Source organism: Pseudarthrobacter sp. S9, from assembly GCF_050156545.1.
GTDB lineage: Bacteria > Actinomycetota > Actinomycetes > Actinomycetales > Micrococcaceae > Arthrobacter.
The window spans coordinates 2436693-2452432 of record NZ_CP189576.1 but is presented as its reverse complement, the minus strand read 5'-3'; the positions used below and the strand labels follow the sequence as shown (position 1 = coordinate 2452432).

The 15740-nt window shown below is 64.6% G+C and carries 14 protein-coding genes; 1 reads left to right on the top strand and 13 read right to left on the bottom strand.

Annotation, left to right across the window (positions count from 1 at the left end; genetic code table 11):
* Positions 1-42 precede the first annotated feature (42 nt).
* The 9 genes from ACQCSY_RS11690 to ACQCSY_RS11650 all read right to left on the bottom strand — a co-directional run bounded on the left by ACQCSY_RS11690 (position 43) and on the right by ACQCSY_RS11650 (position 9679).
* Positions 43-2223 (bottom strand): elongation factor G-like protein EF-G2, encoded by a 2181-nt coding sequence (locus ACQCSY_RS11690; RefSeq protein WP_427128931.1) that lies wholly within the window; start codon positions 2221-2223, stop codon positions 43-45.
* A gap of 146 nt (positions 2224-2369) precedes the next feature.
* Positions 2370-2819 carry a hypothetical protein gene (locus ACQCSY_RS11685; protein ID WP_427128929.1) on the bottom strand — a complete coding sequence of 150 codons (450 nt, stop codon included), beginning with the start codon at positions 2817-2819 and terminating at the stop codon, positions 2370-2372.
* A gap of 323 nt (positions 2820-3142) precedes the next feature.
* On the bottom strand, positions 3143-3571 hold the full coding sequence (locus ACQCSY_RS11680) for an ester cyclase (RefSeq protein WP_427128927.1): 429 nt from the start codon (positions 3569-3571) through the stop codon (positions 3143-3145).
* A 160-nt stretch (positions 3572-3731) separates the two neighbouring features.
* Complete coding sequence (gene dapE / locus ACQCSY_RS11675) at positions 3732-4835, bottom strand: succinyl-diaminopimelate desuccinylase (protein ID WP_427128925.1); 1104 nt, start codon at positions 4833-4835, stop codon at positions 3732-3734.
* Positions 4832-5665: an amino acid ABC transporter ATP-binding protein gene (locus ACQCSY_RS11670; protein WP_427128924.1), complete on the bottom strand. Its 834-nt coding sequence runs from the start codon at positions 5663-5665 to the stop codon at positions 4832-4834. The genes dapE and ACQCSY_RS11670 overlap by 4 nt, the downstream gene beginning before the upstream one ends.
* Positions 5662-6666 (bottom strand): amino acid ABC transporter permease, encoded by a 1005-nt coding sequence (locus ACQCSY_RS11665; protein ID WP_427128922.1) that lies wholly within the window; start codon positions 6664-6666, stop codon positions 5662-5664. Before ACQCSY_RS11665 ends, ACQCSY_RS11670 begins: the two co-directional genes overlap by 4 nt.
* On the bottom strand, positions 6663-7622 hold the full coding sequence (locus tag ACQCSY_RS11660; RefSeq protein WP_427128920.1) for an ABC transporter substrate-binding protein: 960 nt from the start codon (positions 7620-7622) through the stop codon (positions 6663-6665). Before ACQCSY_RS11660 ends, ACQCSY_RS11665 begins: the two co-directional genes overlap by 4 nt.
* Before the next feature lie 84 nt (positions 7623-7706).
* Positions 7707-8816, bottom strand: a complete 1110-nt coding sequence (gene menC / locus ACQCSY_RS11655) for an o-succinylbenzoate synthase (protein ID WP_427128918.1) — start codon at positions 8814-8816, stop codon at positions 7707-7709.
* Complete coding sequence (locus ACQCSY_RS11650; protein WP_427128917.1) at positions 8813-9679, bottom strand: hypothetical protein; 867 nt, start codon at positions 9677-9679, stop codon at positions 8813-8815. The genes menC and ACQCSY_RS11650 overlap by 4 nt, the downstream gene beginning before the upstream one ends.
* A gap of 103 nt (positions 9680-9782) precedes the next feature.
* Between ACQCSY_RS11650 and ACQCSY_RS11645 the strand changes: the two genes are divergently transcribed.
* Positions 9783-11384 carry a PucR family transcriptional regulator gene (locus tag ACQCSY_RS11645; protein ID WP_427128916.1) on the top strand — a complete coding sequence of 534 codons (1602 nt, stop codon included), beginning with the start codon at positions 9783-9785 and terminating at the stop codon, positions 11382-11384.
* Positions 11385-11477: 93 nt separating this feature from the next.
* On the opposite strand, the gene ACQCSY_RS11640 is transcribed toward ACQCSY_RS11645, so the two are convergent.
* From ACQCSY_RS11640 to dnaK, 4 genes are all read right to left on the bottom strand, one after another.
* Positions 11478-11903 carry a heat shock protein transcriptional repressor HspR gene (locus ACQCSY_RS11640; protein WP_427128914.1) on the bottom strand — a complete coding sequence of 142 codons (426 nt, stop codon included), beginning with the start codon at positions 11901-11903 and terminating at the stop codon, positions 11478-11480.
* Between the two features lie 15 nt (positions 11904-11918).
* A complete protein-coding gene (locus tag ACQCSY_RS11635) occupies positions 11919-12905 on the bottom strand; it encodes a DnaJ C-terminal domain-containing protein (RefSeq protein ID WP_427128912.1) in 987 nt (328 codons plus the stop codon).
* 172 nt (positions 12906-13077) lie between these two features.
* Positions 13078-13749, bottom strand: coding sequence for a nucleotide exchange factor GrpE (locus ACQCSY_RS11630; RefSeq protein WP_427128910.1), 672 nt, complete (start codon positions 13747-13749; stop codon positions 13078-13080).
* Between the two features lie 2 nt (positions 13750-13751).
* Positions 13752-15617 (bottom strand): molecular chaperone DnaK, encoded by a 1866-nt coding sequence (dnaK, locus tag ACQCSY_RS11625; RefSeq protein ID WP_427128908.1) that lies wholly within the window; start codon positions 15615-15617, stop codon positions 13752-13754.
* Positions 15618-15740 lie beyond the last annotated feature (123 nt).

Below are 15740 nucleotides of genomic sequence, written 5' to 3'. Positions count from 1 at the left end.
ATCGCGGACGGGCAACCGGCTCGGGGCCGCCCGGACCGGCCGTCACCCCTTCATGACGGCCGGGGTCGAGGTCGACGGCACCGGTTCGTGCCGCAGGTAGCTCCGGCGGAAGCGGCCGCTGCCAGCGGTCAGCGCCCTTAACTCGATCGCGTACTGCAGCAGTTCCTGATCCGGGACTTCGGCGCTGATTTCGGTGCCGTCTCCCCCTGCGGAGGTGGTTCCGGTCAGGCGCCCACGGCGAGAGGACAGATCGCTCATCACCGCGCCCACGTAGTCGTCCGAAACGCTGATTGTCACGGCAGAGACGGGTTCGAGCAGTTGAATGCGGGCCGCGGCCGCGGCCTCCCGCAGGGCCAGCGCCCCGGCGGCCTGGAAGGCCGCGTCCGAGGAGTCGACGCTGTGCGTCTTGCCGCCGATCAGCGTGACCCGGATGTCCACGACCGGGAACCCTGCGGACACGCCCTTGTGCATCTGCGCCCGCACGCCCTTCTCCACGGACGCGATGAACGGCCCGGGAATCACGCCGCCCACGGTTTTGTCGATGAACTCGAACCCGGCGCCGCGTCCGAGTGGTTCGACTTCGATGTCGCAGACGGCATATTGGCCGTGGCCTCCGGATTGTTTGACATACCGTCCATGGCCGACCGCCGACGCGGCGAACGTCTCCCGCAGCGGCGTCACCACCCCGACAGTCTGCAAATTCACTCCCTGCTCGCGCAGCCTGCCCAGAACCACCTCGGCGTGCGCCTCGCCCATGCACCACAAGATGAGCTGATGGGTTTCGGAGTTGCGTTCCACCCGCAGCGTCGGGTCACCGGCCGTGACCTTGCCCAGGCTCCTGGCCAGGGCGTCCTCATCGCCGTGCGAGGCCGCTTCGACCGCAACGGGCATCAGCGGTTCGGGCATGTCCCAGGGCGCGACGAGGAGCGGCCTCTCTTTGGCGGAAATGGCATCGCCCGTCTCCGCGATGCCCAGTTTGGTGAGCGCGCAGATGTCTCCGGCCACGCAGAAGGGCACCGGCCGCAGTCCCGATCCCAGCGGCGAATAGAGGTGCGCGATCCGCTCATCGCTGTCATGGTCCTCATGCCCTCGATCCGACAACCCCCGCCCGCCCACATGCACGGCGGAGTCCTCCCGCACCGTGCCGGAGAACACGCGCACCAGGCAGACGCGGCCGAGGAAGGGGTCGATGGTGGTCCGCACGACCTCGCCGACCAGCGGCCCCGCCGGATCACAGGGCAGCCGCCCGGCCGGCGCACCGTCCAGGCCAGTCACCGCGGGAAGATCACGCTCGGCCGGGGACGGGAACGCCCGGGTCAGCACCTCCAGCAGTTCCGCCAGTCCGACGCCGGTTTCTGCCGAGGTGGCCAGCACCGGATAGAACGACCCGCGCGCGACCGCTGTCTCCAAATCGCCGATCAGGACCTCGGGAGCGATTTCTTCGCCTCCGAGGTAGCGGTCCATCAGCGTCTCGTCCTCGCTCTCAGCAATGATCCCTTCGATGAGCACGCTCCGCGCGGACTCCGACGCGGCAAGTTCGACGTCGGTTGCGTTCCGGCGGGCGGGCACCGGATCTTCCGGATCATGTTCCGAAACGGTCCCCGACAGCAGCCCGAACAAGCCGGTGACCGTCCCGGCTGCACGGACGGGCAGGTAGAGCGGCAGCACCGAGTCGCCGAACGCGAGCCGGCATCTGGCGAGGGCGGCGTCGAAATCCGCCCGCGGATGGTCGAGACGGCTGATCACGACGGCCCGCGGCATTCCGACCCGTTCGCACTCGCCCCAGAGTGCGGTGGTCGCCGCGTCGATATCGTCAACGGCCGACACGACGAACAACGCCGCGTCCGCCGCGCGCAGCCCGGCGCGCAGCTCGCCGATGAAATCCGGGTAGCCCGGGGTGTCGAGCAGGTTCACTTTAACGTCGCCGACCACCACCGGTACCACCGAGAGCGCGACGGAACGCTGCTGGTGAATTGCGGACGGATCCGAGTCGCTCACCGTGGTGCCGTCGGCGATCGAGCCCTTGCGTGAAATGGCACCCGTGGCGGCGAGCAGCGCCTCTGTCAGCATCGTTTTTCCCGATCCTGAATGACCGACCAGCGCGACGTTCCGGATCTGTTCCGGCCGGTCCGGTGGGACGGCGTCGGAAGCGTCCGCCCGCCGGAGATCAGACGTTCCCCGGCCAGGACTCCTTGCCGGTACCTTGGCGCCTTTCGACGGCATGAGAACCTCCTGGCGTCGTATCCATCATCCGCGTTCGTGCCTTGTCAGGGCCTTCTGTTAAGGATTTGACACCCTGAGGCGGCCGGACAGCAAGTCCCCGGTCTCCCCGGGGCATGCCAGCGGCAGTGCACCGGCACGAAGCCCTCTCAGGCAGCCGACGGTGCTGTCAGGGACCGTGGGGCCGTCCGGTTCCGGACCCAGCGGCCCAGGGCCTCGCCCTTGCCCTTCCACCAGTTGTCCTCATCCGTGTCATGGTGCCACCGGAAGATCACGGCAACCATGACGAAGACCCCGGCGGAGACGTCATACCAAGAACCGGAGGCCGCGTCGATCAGCACGCTGAGCGCCATGACCAGGATCGAAGGCAGCGCCAGCGTCCGGAACACGGTGTTGGCCACGTACCGGCGGTGGGACCGCGGCACAGAGACCACACGGACCATATCGAAACAGACGCACGCGAGGACAAGCATCTGCCCCAGGGACATCACGATCGAGCCCGGCAGAGAGCCGGCGAACGAGACCGCCGTGGCCAGTCCGGAGCTCATGAGATGCTCGCGAACGCTGCGGGACTCAGCCAGGACCTGATCAGCTTCCATGAATCAAACATGCGGTACCCCCCGGCATCTTGCGCTGTTCCGCTGGCCAATTGCACTGCCGCTTCCCGGAGGAGCCGCGTCCGCGATAAGCCAGACTTATCTTCCACCCCTATTCAACGCGCGCCGCGGGCCGAAAGTCACGCAAGTCAGGTACCCGACTATCGAATGGCCGGCTACCTGAATCTTCCCGGAAGTACTCAGTTCGCGGCGCCCCACCACTTGCCCAGGCCCTGCGGCCCTGCGCCTGCCCCGCGCCGGTGCCGACCGGTGTCGGCCGGCCGTCGGGCGGGCGCACTAGGGCGGGCGCACGAGGGCACGGGCTGTCAGACTTCCGGCAGCTCGAGCCGGGCGCCCAGGCTCGTCAGGGCACCGTAGAGATCGGGGACACCCCACCATTCGGCGGCCAGTCCGTTGCTGAAACGGACAATATGCATCGCCGAAACCACAGTCTGCTTGCCTGTCGCCGGCAGCCCGAACAAGGTCCCTTCATGGGTTCCCCGCCAGGTGACGCGGCCGGCGACTTTGTCGCCCTCCACCACGGTGTCCTCCACGACGCCGGTGAGGTCGGCCAGGGCGGCATGCATTCCCTGCATCCAGAACGTGATGCCCTCCAGACCAGGCCGCTGACCAGGTACCGGGTTGTGATCCACGATGTCCGGATCTACGATCGCGGCCAGGGCGTCCGCGTCGTTGGCTGCGGCAGCCTCGATAAGGCGTCCATAGGCGTGCCGCAGTTCATCTCGGTTGTCCATGGCTGCTCCTAGGACGGTGCTCGGGAACCCATGAGGGCAGGTACTTCAAGTCTGGCCGCCGGCCGGGGGGCGCACAAGGGAACGTCACTCATTCCCACGCGGCTGCCGCACCACCACGCGCCGTATTCTGAAATTGGCGATGCGCTTTCCGGGCACAAGCTTAGGAGAGCCATGCCGCCAGAGCATTCAGACAGGTTTGGACATCTTCTGTCCTGACGTGTTCGTTGTCTGTGTGTGCGAGCATTGCGTTTCCTGGGCCGTAGTTGACGGCTGGTATTCCAAGCTCGGAGAGGCGTGCGACATCGGTCCAGCCGTACTTAGGATTCGCGCTGCCGCCGACGGCGGCGATGAAGTCTTTGGCTACCGGATGGTTCAGTCCGGGCCGGGCGCCGCTCATGCCGTCGGTAATATGTACGTCGAATCCGGCCAGGACGGTCCTGACATACTCCGCGGCTTGTTCGGTGCTTCTATCGGGGGCGAACCGGTAGTTTATTTCGACTTCACCTTTGTCGGGAATGACATTGCCTGCGATTCCGCCGCTGATTCCTACTGCGCTGAGGCTTTCCTTGTAGACGAGTCCGTCAACCTCAACTTCGGCCGGGACGTGATCACGTAATCGCACCAATATGTCCGCCAATCCGTGGATCGCGTTGGTCCCCATCCACGACCTTGCGGAATGGGCTGAGACGCCATGAGTTGTCGCTACGGCCTGGAGGAACCCGTTGCAGCCCCCTTCGACGACGGAGTTGGAGGGTTCGAGGATGACCGCGAAGTCGGCCTTGAACCAATCCGGATAATTCGACACCAGTCTGCCCAGTCCGTTCCTGGCTGATTCAACTTCTTCGTTGTCGTAAAAAACGTAGGTGACGTCACGCATCGGCTCCGTAAGGGATGCCGCCAAGCCCAGCTGGACGGCCACCCCGCCCTTCATGTCAGTTGCGCCGCGCCCGTAGATCACCTCCCCGTCCCTCGCGGCAGGCACAGTTCCCTTCGACCCGGCAACCGTGGGCAACGGCACGGTGTCCAGATGACCCGCAAGGATCACCCGTTCGGTCCGGTGCAGGTTCGTTCGGGCCATGACGGCATCACCGTCCCGCACAACCTCCAGGTGCCCCAGCCGTCGTAGCGCGCGTTCGATGGCACCGGCGATGGCATGTTCGTTGCCGGAGACACTTTCCATGTTGATGAGATCCAGGGCAAGCCCGGAAACCTCTTGTGCGAGGTCCAGGCACTCCCCTTCATGCGGTGTTTCCGTAGGGTTCATAGCGTGATCTTTTCGTTGGGGCCGGCCGTTGCGGGGATCACGCCGTCGAGAAATGCCTTGGTACGGGGACTCTGCGGATTGGTCAACACGCTTGCCGGCAGTCCCGATTCCACGACTACCCCGCCGTCCATGAAGACCACCTGGTCCGCTACTTCCCGGGCAAACCCGATTTCATGCGTGACTACGACCATCGTCATCCCGTCGGCCGCCAGCGTTCGCATCACATCGAGAACGTCTCCCACGAGTTCCGGGTCCAACGCGCTGGTTGGCTCATCGAACAGCAATAACTTCGGATCCATTGCCAGGGCCCTCGCTATCGCAACGCGTTGCTGCTGGCCGCCGGACATTTGCGCCGGGTAGGCCCCTGCCAGGTTGGCCAGACCGACCCGGTCCAGGAGCTCGCGACCCCGCCGGACGGCGTTGGTTTTGGCGATTTTCCGCACGCCGATAGGGGCCGCTGTAATGTTTTCCAGTGCGGTCATGTGCGGAAACAAGTTGAACCGTTGGAAGACCATGCCGATGCCTCGTCGTTGGCGGGCTACCTCGCGCGGATTCATTTCGACGATCCGGTCAGTGCGCTGAGAGTATCCGATGAGTTCGCCGTTAACCGAGATGCGGCCGCCGTCGATCTTTTCCAGATGATTGATGCAGCGCAGGAAAGTTGATTTGCCCGAACCGGACGGACCGAGCAGGCACATCACCTGTCCCGGGTTGACATTGAGCGAGATCCCTTTCAGGACTTCGACACCGCCGTAATGTTTGCGTACGCTGCGTGCGCTCAGCAAAGCTTCGCCGGCGGGCGCCTGCCTGATGTTCAAGGAGTCCGTCACGAGGCATCCCACCTTTCGACAACGCTGTTGGTCTTCCGGGTCCGGCGGAACGCCGTCCAGATGCGTTCCATAAGGGTGGGCGGTTGGCTCCTGGCGATGCCGCGGCCATAATGCCGTTCCAGGTAGTACTGCGGAACGGAGAGCACCGAGGTCAGGAACAAGTACCAGCAACTGACCACGACCAGCAGTTCCACCTGGCGAAGATTCTGCGAGGAGATCTGCGTGGCAACCGTGTACAGCTCAAGAACGGCGATCACCGACAGCAGCGAAGTGTTCTTGAGCATCGAGATCGTTTCATTGCCCATCGGCGGGATGATCACCCGCATGGCCTGCGGCAGCACCACTTTGAACAAGGTGAACGCCGGGGACATCCCGACCGAGTAGGCGGCCTCGTGCTGGCCAACGTCAACGGAGAGTATCCCCGCCCGCACGATTTCAGCCGAATACGCGGCCTGGTTGAGGGTCATGGCGAGCAGACCGGCCGTGAACGCCGGAATCAAGCTGTTGGTGTCGACCGAAAAAACGGTGAATTCGGTGAACGGGATGCCCATGGAAATCTGCGAATACAGCAGGCCGAGGTAGCCCCAGAAGACGATCTGGATCAGTAGCGGAGTTCCGCGGAAGATCCACACGTAAAGCCAGGCCAGCACGTTCATCACCGGGTTGTTGGACAGCCGCATGACGGCCAGAAGTACGCCCAGCACCGTGGAAACGATCATGGCGAGGATCGTGAGAACCAGACTGAGCATCACGCCGCTGAGGATCCGCGGGTTGAAAATGAATTCGGTGATCGTCGAGTGGTCGATGTTCTTATTCGACCACAGCGAGGAAACCAGGCTCACGAGCCCCGCCAGGAGGACGGCGGCAACCACCCACCGCCACGGATGCCTGAGCGGGACCGCGACGATGTCGTCGTCCGCAGCCGCGCCCTTGAACAGGGCGGTCGGCGGCCCGTCCGGAACAGCCGGGGCGGCCAGGGATGTCACTGTACTGCGCCTCATGAGCCGGCGGTGCCGAGGTTGATCCCGGCCTTATCGACGGCATAATCGGTCAGCGCGTACTTCTGCAGGATCTTGTTGTATGTGCCATCGTCGATGGCGGATTGAAGTGCCAGCTGCAGCGCCTTGCTCAGTTCGGAATCCTTTTGCAGCACGCCGATTCCCGTGTAGACCGGGCTGTACCCCGCAGGGTTGGCCGAATCCCGGACGACCTCGAACATCGTGCCGTTCCCGGCTGTCTTCGCAGAATAGGCGGCGACTGCAGAATCGACAACGTCAGCTATCGCCTTGCCGGAACGGACGGCCGTCTGCACATCCGTTTCGAGCGGCAATTCGGCGATCCTCATCGGACCCGGCCCCTTTGCCGTGCACTGCTCGTCATAACCGTGCAGGATCTCGGCCTGTACGGTGGCCTTCTGGACGGCCACCTCCTTGCCGCACAGATCCAGTGCGGTACTGATCTTCTGCGGATTCCCGGCTGTGACAAGGATGGAGAATCCTGCGTGGAAGTAGTCGACAAAGTCGATGGTCTTCTGACGTTCGGGCGTGTCGTTCATGCCGGACATGATGACGTCGTGCTTGCCGGACTGCAGGGAGGGGATGACGCTGTCGAATGCCTGCTTCTGCAGTTCCATCCGCACGCCGAGCTTCGCGCCAAGGACCTGTGCCAGGTCATAGTCGAAACCTGTCAGGTTCTGATTCTCATCGAACATCTCCATGGGAGGGAACGGGATATCGGAGGCGACCTTGATCTGGCCGGCATCCTTGTACTTGGCCGGCAGCGCCGCTGCGGCCGCCGTGTCGACGCCGCTGGCAGCCGCTGCTCCGCCCGGGGTCTGTGCACCACCGGCAATTGCCTGTGCACCTGCGCCGGAACATGCCGATAGTGCCAGAGTCACCGCGAGACCGATCGAACCCACGGTTGCCCACGATCTCCCGCTGTCTTTCTTGGTGTTCATTCTTGCTCTCCCGACTAGTGGAGCGAGGCCGCTGAACATCTTTGTTGCAAGGCCGTCGCGCTGAGTTTGTGGCTGTTGTCTTGGCTAGAATCTGACGCTGGTGGTGGACGACGTGAGCTCGGCCAGCACGTCGGGAAGGATGTCGACACCGATCCCCGGCCCCCTCGGAACCCGAAGGTGCCCCTCTTCAAGGACGAACGGTTCCGTCAGGTCCTGGCTGTAGTAGCGGCTGGATGCGGAGGTGTCTCCCGGGAGCACGAAGTTCGGCAGTCCGGCCAGCGCCACATTTGCGGCTCGCCCGACTCCGGTCTCCAGCATGCCGCCGCACCAGACCGGCACCCCGTGGGCTGCTGCGACGTCGTGGATACGGCGTGCTTCCAGGTAGCCACCCACGCGCGCTGGCTTGACGTTTATAACGCTGCAGGCGCCGAGGGTGATGGCGGCGGCGGCATCGCGCGCCGATTCGATTGACTCATCGAGACAGATCGGCGTTTTGATGAGTTTGGCGAGTTGGGCGTGGCCAAGGATGTCATCCTCCGCCAGAGGTTGTTCCACCAGGAGCAGGTCGAACGGGTCGAGTCTGGCCAAATGACGGGCGTCCGCCAACGTGTACGCAGTGTTTGCGTCAACCTGAAGCAGGACCTCGTCGCCGAAGCGTTCGCGCACTGCACGCACCGGGGCAATGTCCCAGCCTGGTTCGATCTTGAGTTTGATCCGCAGATACCCCTCCGCCAGGTAGCCGGCCACGGCGTCAAGCATTTCGTCGATCGAGTCCATGATGCCCACAGACACGCCTGCCGGCACCTGCTCGTGGACTGCACCCAAGTACCCGCCGAAGGACACACCGGATTCCTTGAGCTGAGCATCAAGAATTGCCGTTTCGAGAACGGCCTTCGCCATCGGATGCCCCTTCACGGGCGCCAGCGCCGTAGCAACGTGTTCCGCCGTCAGACGGTCGCCGAGCATCTTCAGCCGCGGGATCAAATGGTCGCGCATGACCAGGTCGCAGCCATCCAGAAACTCGGAGCTGTAGAGCGGATCGGGTTCCGCGGCGCACTCCGCCCAGCCCTCGGCCTCCGCCGTGACCACGCGCACCAGGGTTGTCTCACGCTCCGTGGCCGTTCCGAAAGATGTCCGGAACGGGCTAACCAATGGCATGCAGACCCGGTGGAGTTCGATATTTTCGATTTTCATTTCTGACTTTCTTTTTCGAGGCGGTACCAGCCCGCGCGTGTGACACTGTTTGCCGTATGACCGGAGGCAAAGGCCGTAGTAAGAACTTCGCGGATGCGGCTGCGCCAGGCGGCGCCCTCATCCGGATCCCGGCGCCGCAGGGCAACGATGTCCTCCGGAACCCGGCACCACAGCGATCCCGCCGCTTCGATCAGCATCGGCTGCCCGTCCGCGCCCGTCGCCCGAATATCGTCCGGCGTGAAGTGCGGCAATTCGACCGGGGCTACGAAACCTTCGCTGCAGGCGACGGCGCGGTCTGTGGCCAAAGGCCACACCGCTACCAGCCGGTCGCTCTCGTCGTTGGCATTGATTTCGTCGTCCATGACGCCATAGAAGTTGCGCAGATAGTCGGTAGCGTGGGCGCCAAGCTTCGTCAGATTGAACCGGGCGTTCCGGCTGACCAGCGGGTCGAAAGTCCAGGTCATGGTGTCCAGGTCCCGGGCCAGTCCCCATGCGCGCTGATGCTGCTTGAGGGCGAACCCGATACCGGAATCCGCGGCACCGGGGGCTACCCCGGCAATCATGGAATACATCGAGGTGCTTCCGGGTGAGACTACGGCCACGGCCGCGCCGCTGAGGGTGCCGGTGGCATCATATGCGGCCGTGACGTTGCAGCCCGCGTGGCTCAGGCTGCGCAGCAGGTCAGAGGGCATGGGTGCCTCGCGCTGCGAGGTGCCCCATACCTCGATGAACAGCTCCGCCATGTCCCGGAGACGGCCTATTTCGTGCTCGTCGACAATCTGAACGCGGGCCTGGTTCGCCGCACGGATGGCGGCGCTTTTCGCTTGGCGGACAAGCGGCTTGGCTTCAACATTGAGCAACATAGGTCAATCATGACCAACGCTGAGTCGCAGATCATCAGCCTTGAGCAACAAGATGGAGGGATTATGTTGTCGTGAAGCACAATGAGCGGATACTGTGGCCAGCATGAAGGGACCGATTGCCAAGCCTCACGGCATTGCAGTGGCTGAACTGCTGCATATCCTCGATGGTTCCGGTTTACGCCTCGCTTCTGGTGCGACCCAGCTACGGCTGCCGCTGACCAGCCCCACCTTGTTCGATCCATGGACGCCGCCGTCGGGTCCGCGCAGCGGCATCCTCCTCGCCATCGGCCTTCACCCGGCTGATCCCGGCTCGGCGGATGTTGTCCGCGAAGCAGCACGCCGTGGGTTCGGCGCGGTCGTGGTCAAGTCATTGACGCTGAGCATCGAGACCCTCGCGGCCGTCGCGGATTCCGAAGGCATCGCCCTGCTCGTCGTAGACGACGACATTGAATGGAGGCAGCTGGATGCGCTCATCAACTCCGCCCTGACGACAGCAACTGAAGCAAACAGCTCCCTGTCCGTCCTGGCAGTAGGCGACCTGTTCGCACTGGCAAACGCGATCGCCGCGATGGTCGGGGGAGCCACCGCCATCGAGGATATGCAACAGCATGTGCTCGCCTACTCCACCCTCCCCGGGCAGCCGATCGACGAGGAGCGGAGGAAGGGCATACTTGGCCGCCGGGTCCCGGACTTTCCGGAGAACGCGGAGCAGTATGCCTCCGTCTTCAAGGCAGCAGGGGTGGTCCGGGTGCCCGGTGTGGCGCCGGAGCTGGCCCGGTTGGCGGTCGCGGTCCGGGCCGGCACGCAACCGCTGGGCTCCATCTGGGTTGTCGACGCAGCCGACGACCTCGACGGGGATGCAGAACGCGCCCTGGAGCGCTCTGCCGATATTGCCGCGCTGCATATGCTCCGCGCACGTAGCGCCGCCGACCTGGCGAGGCAGCAGCGCTCACAGCTGCTGCGGCGCGTGCTCGAAGGCAGTGATGACGCGCTGCTTGTGGCCGGCGAATTGGGGCTGGACTCCGCGGGTCCGTTCATTGTGCTGGCGTTCCAACCTTCACTCGAAACAACCGGTGACGAGTTGAGAATGGCGCGTCTCACTGATCTCATTGCCACCCACTGCGAAGCCCACCACTACGGGGCTGAATGCGGAGTCATCGGCAACACGGTGTACGCGCTGTTCACCGGGACGGCGGGTTGCGAGCTGGGTGCCGCGAAAGCTTTGGCCCGCCGGCTGGTTACCCGCGCCGCATCGGCTCTAGGCGTCGCCGTGCACGCTTCCATTGGTTCCGCGGTCACGGCAATCCGACACATAAGCCACTCCAGGCACGATGCCGATCTGGTGCTGCTGATGCTCGGCAACCGTCCGACACCCACGCCGGTGGCCAGCGCGCACGACTTTCGAAGCCGGATAACGCTGCTGGAACTTGCGCAGGTGTTCCACAATACTCCGCGGCTTATGTCGCACCATGCCCTCAACATACTGGAGTTCGACAGGCGTTCGAACACCGAGTATGGAAAGACCCTGCTCACATACCTAGATTGCGCGAGGGACTCCGCGGCGGCGTCAGCCAAATTATCCCTGCATCAGAACACCCTCCGCTATCGGCTACGCCGTGCGGGCGACCTATTTGACCTCGACCTGGGCAATCCGGACGACACCCTGGCCCTTTGGCTCAGTCTGCGCGTCAACGAACTCAACTGAATACGCCCCACCCGCGAACCGTGGAGACCCGTCATCAGCCTCGGGTTCCGGGCCCTGGCAGATCAACGCCGAAACGCCAGAACGCCTGCGCGACTACTCGCCCGGGCCGCGGGGCCGCCACACCACCAGCGCCTGCGACCGCGCGCGGGGCCGCTTGCCGCGGGCCAGACTGACAACGTCGCCGGCGGTTCCGGCCGCGAAAATGCGGGAGTCCAGCGGTTCACGGCGCCGTCCCAGCTCCTCGGTCAGCTCGCTGACACGGCGCTGCAGGGCGGCCACCTGGTTCTCCAACTGGAGGATCCTCTTGATGCCCTCCAGGGAGACTCCCTCTTGGGAAAGCCGCTGGACCTCGCGGAGCATGTTCACGTCCCGCTGGGAGTACCGCCGGGACTTGCCGGGGGCCCGGCTGGGCGAGACGATGCCCAGCCGGTCATACTGGCGCAGCGTCTGCGGATGCATGTCCGCCAGCTCCGCAGCGACGGAGATGACGAAGATCGGCTGATCGAAGTCGATGGCCATGGCAGGACCCCGTTCTTAGAGCCGGGCCTTGGCTGCCAGGCCTGCGCGGACGTCCTCATCGACGGTGGCCGCGGCGAAGGCCTTCACGGCGTCCTCCGCTTCCTTGCTCAGCCGCCGGGGGACGGCGACGTCGATGGTCACCAGCAGGTCCCCGGTGGCCTTGGCGTGCTTGACGCCGCGGCCCTTGACGCGGAGCGTGCGCCCGGAGGGCGTGCCGGCCGGGACGCGGACCTTGACCTTGTCGCCGTCGATGGTGGGGACCTCGATGTCCGCCCCCAGGGCGGCCTCCGGGAAGGAGACCGGGACGTGGATCCGGAGGTTGTCGCCGTCGCGGACGTAGAAATCGTGCGGCTTCACCGACACCGTGACCATGAGGTCGCCGTTGCCGGCGGGGCCGTACTGGCCCTTGCCGCGGACGCGGACCTTCTGGCCGTCCTTGATGCCGGCCGGCACGCGGACGTCAATGACCTCGCCGTCCGGTTCGCGCAGGCCGATCGTGGTGCCGCGGATGGAGCCGGCGAAGGAGATCGAGGTGGATGCGGTACGGTCCGCGCCCTTCTGCGGGGCGCGCTGGAACGTCTGGCCCCCGCCACCGAAACCGCCGCCGCCGCCGAACAGGTCGGCGAACTCGGGCGGAATGCCGCCGGCCGTGCTGAACCCGCCGGAATGACGGCCGGCGTTACCGGTGAACAGCCCGCCGAAGAGATCTTCGAAGCCGGCGCCGCCGCCAGCCCCGCCGCCCCCGCCGCCAGGGGCGAAGCGTGCGCCGCCCATGGCCCGGATAGCGTCATACTGCTGGCGCTCATCGGCATCGGACAACACGGAGTAGGCCTCGGAGATGTCCTTGAACTTCTTCTCCGAAGCGGTATCCCCCGCGTTGGTGTCCGGGTGGTGCTGCCGCGCGAGCTTCCGGTAGGCCTTCTTAATGTCGGCGTCGGAAGCGTCCTTGGCGACACCAAGGATCTTGTAAAAGTCCTTGTCCACCCAGTCCTGGCTAGCCAATGGCGTTTCCTTTCAAATGTACAAAGCGTTAAGGCGAGATTACCGCTGAACGCCGAAGCGGATGACGGGGCCTGGGAGTGGCATCGGGCCTACCGGAGCCGGGTGGCCGAGGATCGCAGATCCTTGGCCACCCGGCGTAGGGGCGGGGCCCCCTCATCCGCGAAGGCGATTGTTACGCGGGAACAGCCACAATCACCTGTGCCGCGCGCAGCACGCGGTCGCCGGACTTGTAGCCCGAGCGCAGTACCTGGCTGACGGTGTCGACCTCGACATCCGGGGCCGGCTGCTGGATGAGGGCCTCGTGGATCGTGGGATCGAACTCCACTCCGGTCTCATCGATGCGCACCAAGCCGTACGTCTTGAGCGCGTTCTCCAGCTTGGCGGCAATCGCGGCGAACGGGCCGTCCGCGAGGTCGCCGTGCTGGCGGGCCGCGTCGACGTCGTCCAGCACCGGGAGCAGGGCATTCAGGACGCCGATGACGGCCATCTCCCCTGCCACGGCACGGTCGCGCTCCACGCGCTTGCGGTAGTTGACATACTCAGCCTGCAGGCGGCGAAGATCGTTCTTCAGCTCCTCCGCCTCGGCCGTGTCAACTCCCTGGGCCACCGATTCCGCGGCAGGAACCTCAACGCTGTTGAGGATATCCTCCGCCTGGGACAGTGCGTCCCCGGAATCGGCGTGGTGCTCCTGGTCAGGGTGGCGTGCCTGGCCGGTCTTCGGATCAACCTTGCGGTTGTCGTGGATGACGGGCTTCTGCGGCTCATTCGCCTGGCTGTCGGAGCCGTTGGCGTCGCGCCGGTTCTCCGAAGAACCGTGCTCTTCTTCGTTGCCGTGATGGGGCATGACTACTTCTTCTCGTCTTCGTCAACGATCTCGGCGTCGACGATGTCCTCGTCGGATGCCGCGGCGTGCTGCTCACCGGCGGGGGCACCCTGGGCGCCCGTGGCGCCGTCCGGCGAACCGGCCTGCGCGTAGATGGCTTCGCCGAGCTTGGACTGGGACGCCTGCAGCTTCTCAAACGCGGTCTTCACGGCGGCGTCATCGGTGCCTTCGAGGGCCTTCTTGAGGGCGTCGACGTCGGCCTTGACCTCGGTCTTGACCTCTTCCGGCAGCTTGTCGGCGTTGTCGGCGATCAGCTTGTCCACGGAGTACGCGAGCTGCTCGGCAGTGTTGCGGGTGTCGGTTGCCTCGCGGCGTGCCTTGTCGTCCGCAGCGTGCTCCTCGGCGTCACGGACCATGCGGTCGATGTCTTCCTTGGAGAGCGCGGTCCCGCCGGTGATGGTCATGGACTGTTCCTTGCCCGTGCCCTTGTCCTTCGCGGAGACGTGCACGATGCCGTTGGCGTCGATGTCGAAAGTGACCTCGACCTGCGGGACGCCACGCGGAGCCGGAGCGATGCCGGTCAGTTCGAAGGTGCCCAGCGGCTTGTTGTCGCGGGTGAACTCCCGCTCGCCCTGGAAGACCTGGATGGCCACGGACGGCTGGTTGTCGTCCGCCGTGGTGAAGGTCTCGGACCGCTTCGTGGGGATGGCCGTGTTGCGCTCGATCAGGTGCGTCATGATGCCGCCCTTGGTTTCGATGCCCAGGGACAGCGGGGTGACGTCGATCAGGAGAACGTCTTTGCGCTCACCCTTCAGGACACCGGCCTGCAGTGCGGCGCCGACGGCCACAACCTCATCCGGGTTGACGCCCTTGTTGGGCTCCTTGCCGCCCGCCAGTTCCTTGACGAGGTCGTACACCGCCGGCATGCGGGTGGAACCGCCGACGAGCACAATGTGGTCGATCTCGGAGAGCTTGATGCCGGCTTCCTTGATAACGTCCTGGAACGGCTTCTTGGTGCGGTCCAGCAGGTCCTTGGTGAGGTCCTGGAACTTGGCGCGGGTCAGCTGCTCGTCCAGGTGGACCGGGCCGTCGGGGGTGACGGAGAGGTACTGGAGGGAGACGTTGGTGCTGGAGGAGGAGGAGAGCTCCTTCTTGGCCTGCTCCGACGCTTCGCGCAGGCGCTGCAGGGCGATCTTGTCCTTAGAGAGGTCGATGCCCTTGACCTTGAGCTGGTTCAGCAGGTAGTCAACGACGCGCTGGTCCCAGTCGTCGCCGCCGAGGTGGTTGTCACCGGCGGTGGAGCGGACCTGGATGGTGGAGAAGTTGTCTTCGTCCTTGCCCACCTCGAGGAGGGAGACGTCGAAGGTTCCGCCGCCGAGGTCGAAGACGAGGATGAGTTCGTCTTCCTTGCCCTTGTCCAGGCCGTAGGCCAGCGCGGCCGCGGTGGGCTCGTTGACAATGCGGAGGACGTTCAGGCCGGCGATTTCTCCGGCTTCCTTGGTGGCCTGGCGTTGGGCGTCGTTGAAGTATGCCGGAACGGTAACAACGGCGTCGGTGACCTTTTCGCCCAGGTACGACTCGGCGTCGTTCTTCAGCTTCATCAGGATGCGGGCGGAGATTTCCTGCGCCGTGTACTTCTTGTCGTCAATGGCGACACTCCAGTCAGTGCCCATGTGGCGCTTGACGGAGGCGATGGTGCGGTCGATGTTGTTGACGGCCTGGCGCTTGGCGATCTCGCCGACCAGGACTTCGCCGGACTTGGAGAATGCAACGACCGACGGCGTGGTGCGGCCACCCTCGGCATTGGCAATGACGGTGGGCTCGCCACCTTCGAGAACGGAGACGACGGAGTTGGTTGTTCCGAGGTCAATTCCTACTGCACGTGACATGTGTTGCTTCCTTACTTTCCTGGGAATCTTGCTGGCTCTGGTGATCGAGCCTGTCGAGATTGAGGCTCGCCTGGTTATTGAGCGATCTACACTCAACTTTACCCAGACCCGGATTTAAGTCAA

Coding starts and splice junctions, on each gene's coding strand:
- ACQCSY_RS11690 (WP_427128931.1), bottom strand. CDS start 2,223: ATGCCGTCGAAAGGCGCCAAGGTACCGGCAAGGAGTCCTGGCCGGGGA.
- ACQCSY_RS11685 (WP_427128929.1), bottom strand. CDS start 2,819: ATGGAAGCTGATCAGGTCCTGGCTGAGTCCCGCAGCGTTCGCGAGCAT.
- ACQCSY_RS11680 (WP_427128927.1), bottom strand. CDS start 3,571: ATGGACAACCGAGATGAACTGCGGCACGCCTATGGACGCCTTATCGAG.
- dapE (WP_427128925.1), bottom strand. CDS start 4,835: ATGAACCCTACGGAAACACCGCATGAAGGGGAGTGCCTGGACCTCGCA.
- ACQCSY_RS11665 (WP_427128922.1), bottom strand. CDS start 6,666: ATGAGGCGCAGTACAGTGACATCCCTGGCCGCCCCGGCTGTTCCGGAC.
- ACQCSY_RS11660 (WP_427128920.1), bottom strand. CDS start 7,622: ATGAACACCAAGAAAGACAGCGGGAGATCGTGGGCAACCGTGGGTTCG.
- menC (WP_427128918.1), bottom strand. CDS start 8,816: ATGAAAATCGAAAATATCGAACTCCACCGGGTCTGCATGCCATTGGTT.
- ACQCSY_RS11650 (WP_427128917.1), bottom strand. CDS start 9,679: ATGTTGCTCAATGTTGAAGCCAAGCCGCTTGTCCGCCAAGCGAAAAGC.
- ACQCSY_RS11645 (WP_427128916.1), top strand. CDS start 9,783: ATGAAGGGACCGATTGCCAAGCCTCACGGCATTGCAGTGGCTGAACTG.
- ACQCSY_RS11640 (WP_427128914.1), bottom strand. CDS start 11,903: ATGGCCATCGACTTCGATCAGCCGATCTTCGTCATCTCCGTCGCTGCG.
- ACQCSY_RS11630 (WP_427128910.1), bottom strand. CDS start 13,749: ATGCCCCATCACGGCAACGAAGAAGAGCACGGTTCTTCGGAGAACCGG.
- dnaK (WP_427128908.1), bottom strand. CDS start 15,617: ATGTCACGTGCAGTAGGAATTGACCTCGGAACAACCAACTCCGTCGTC.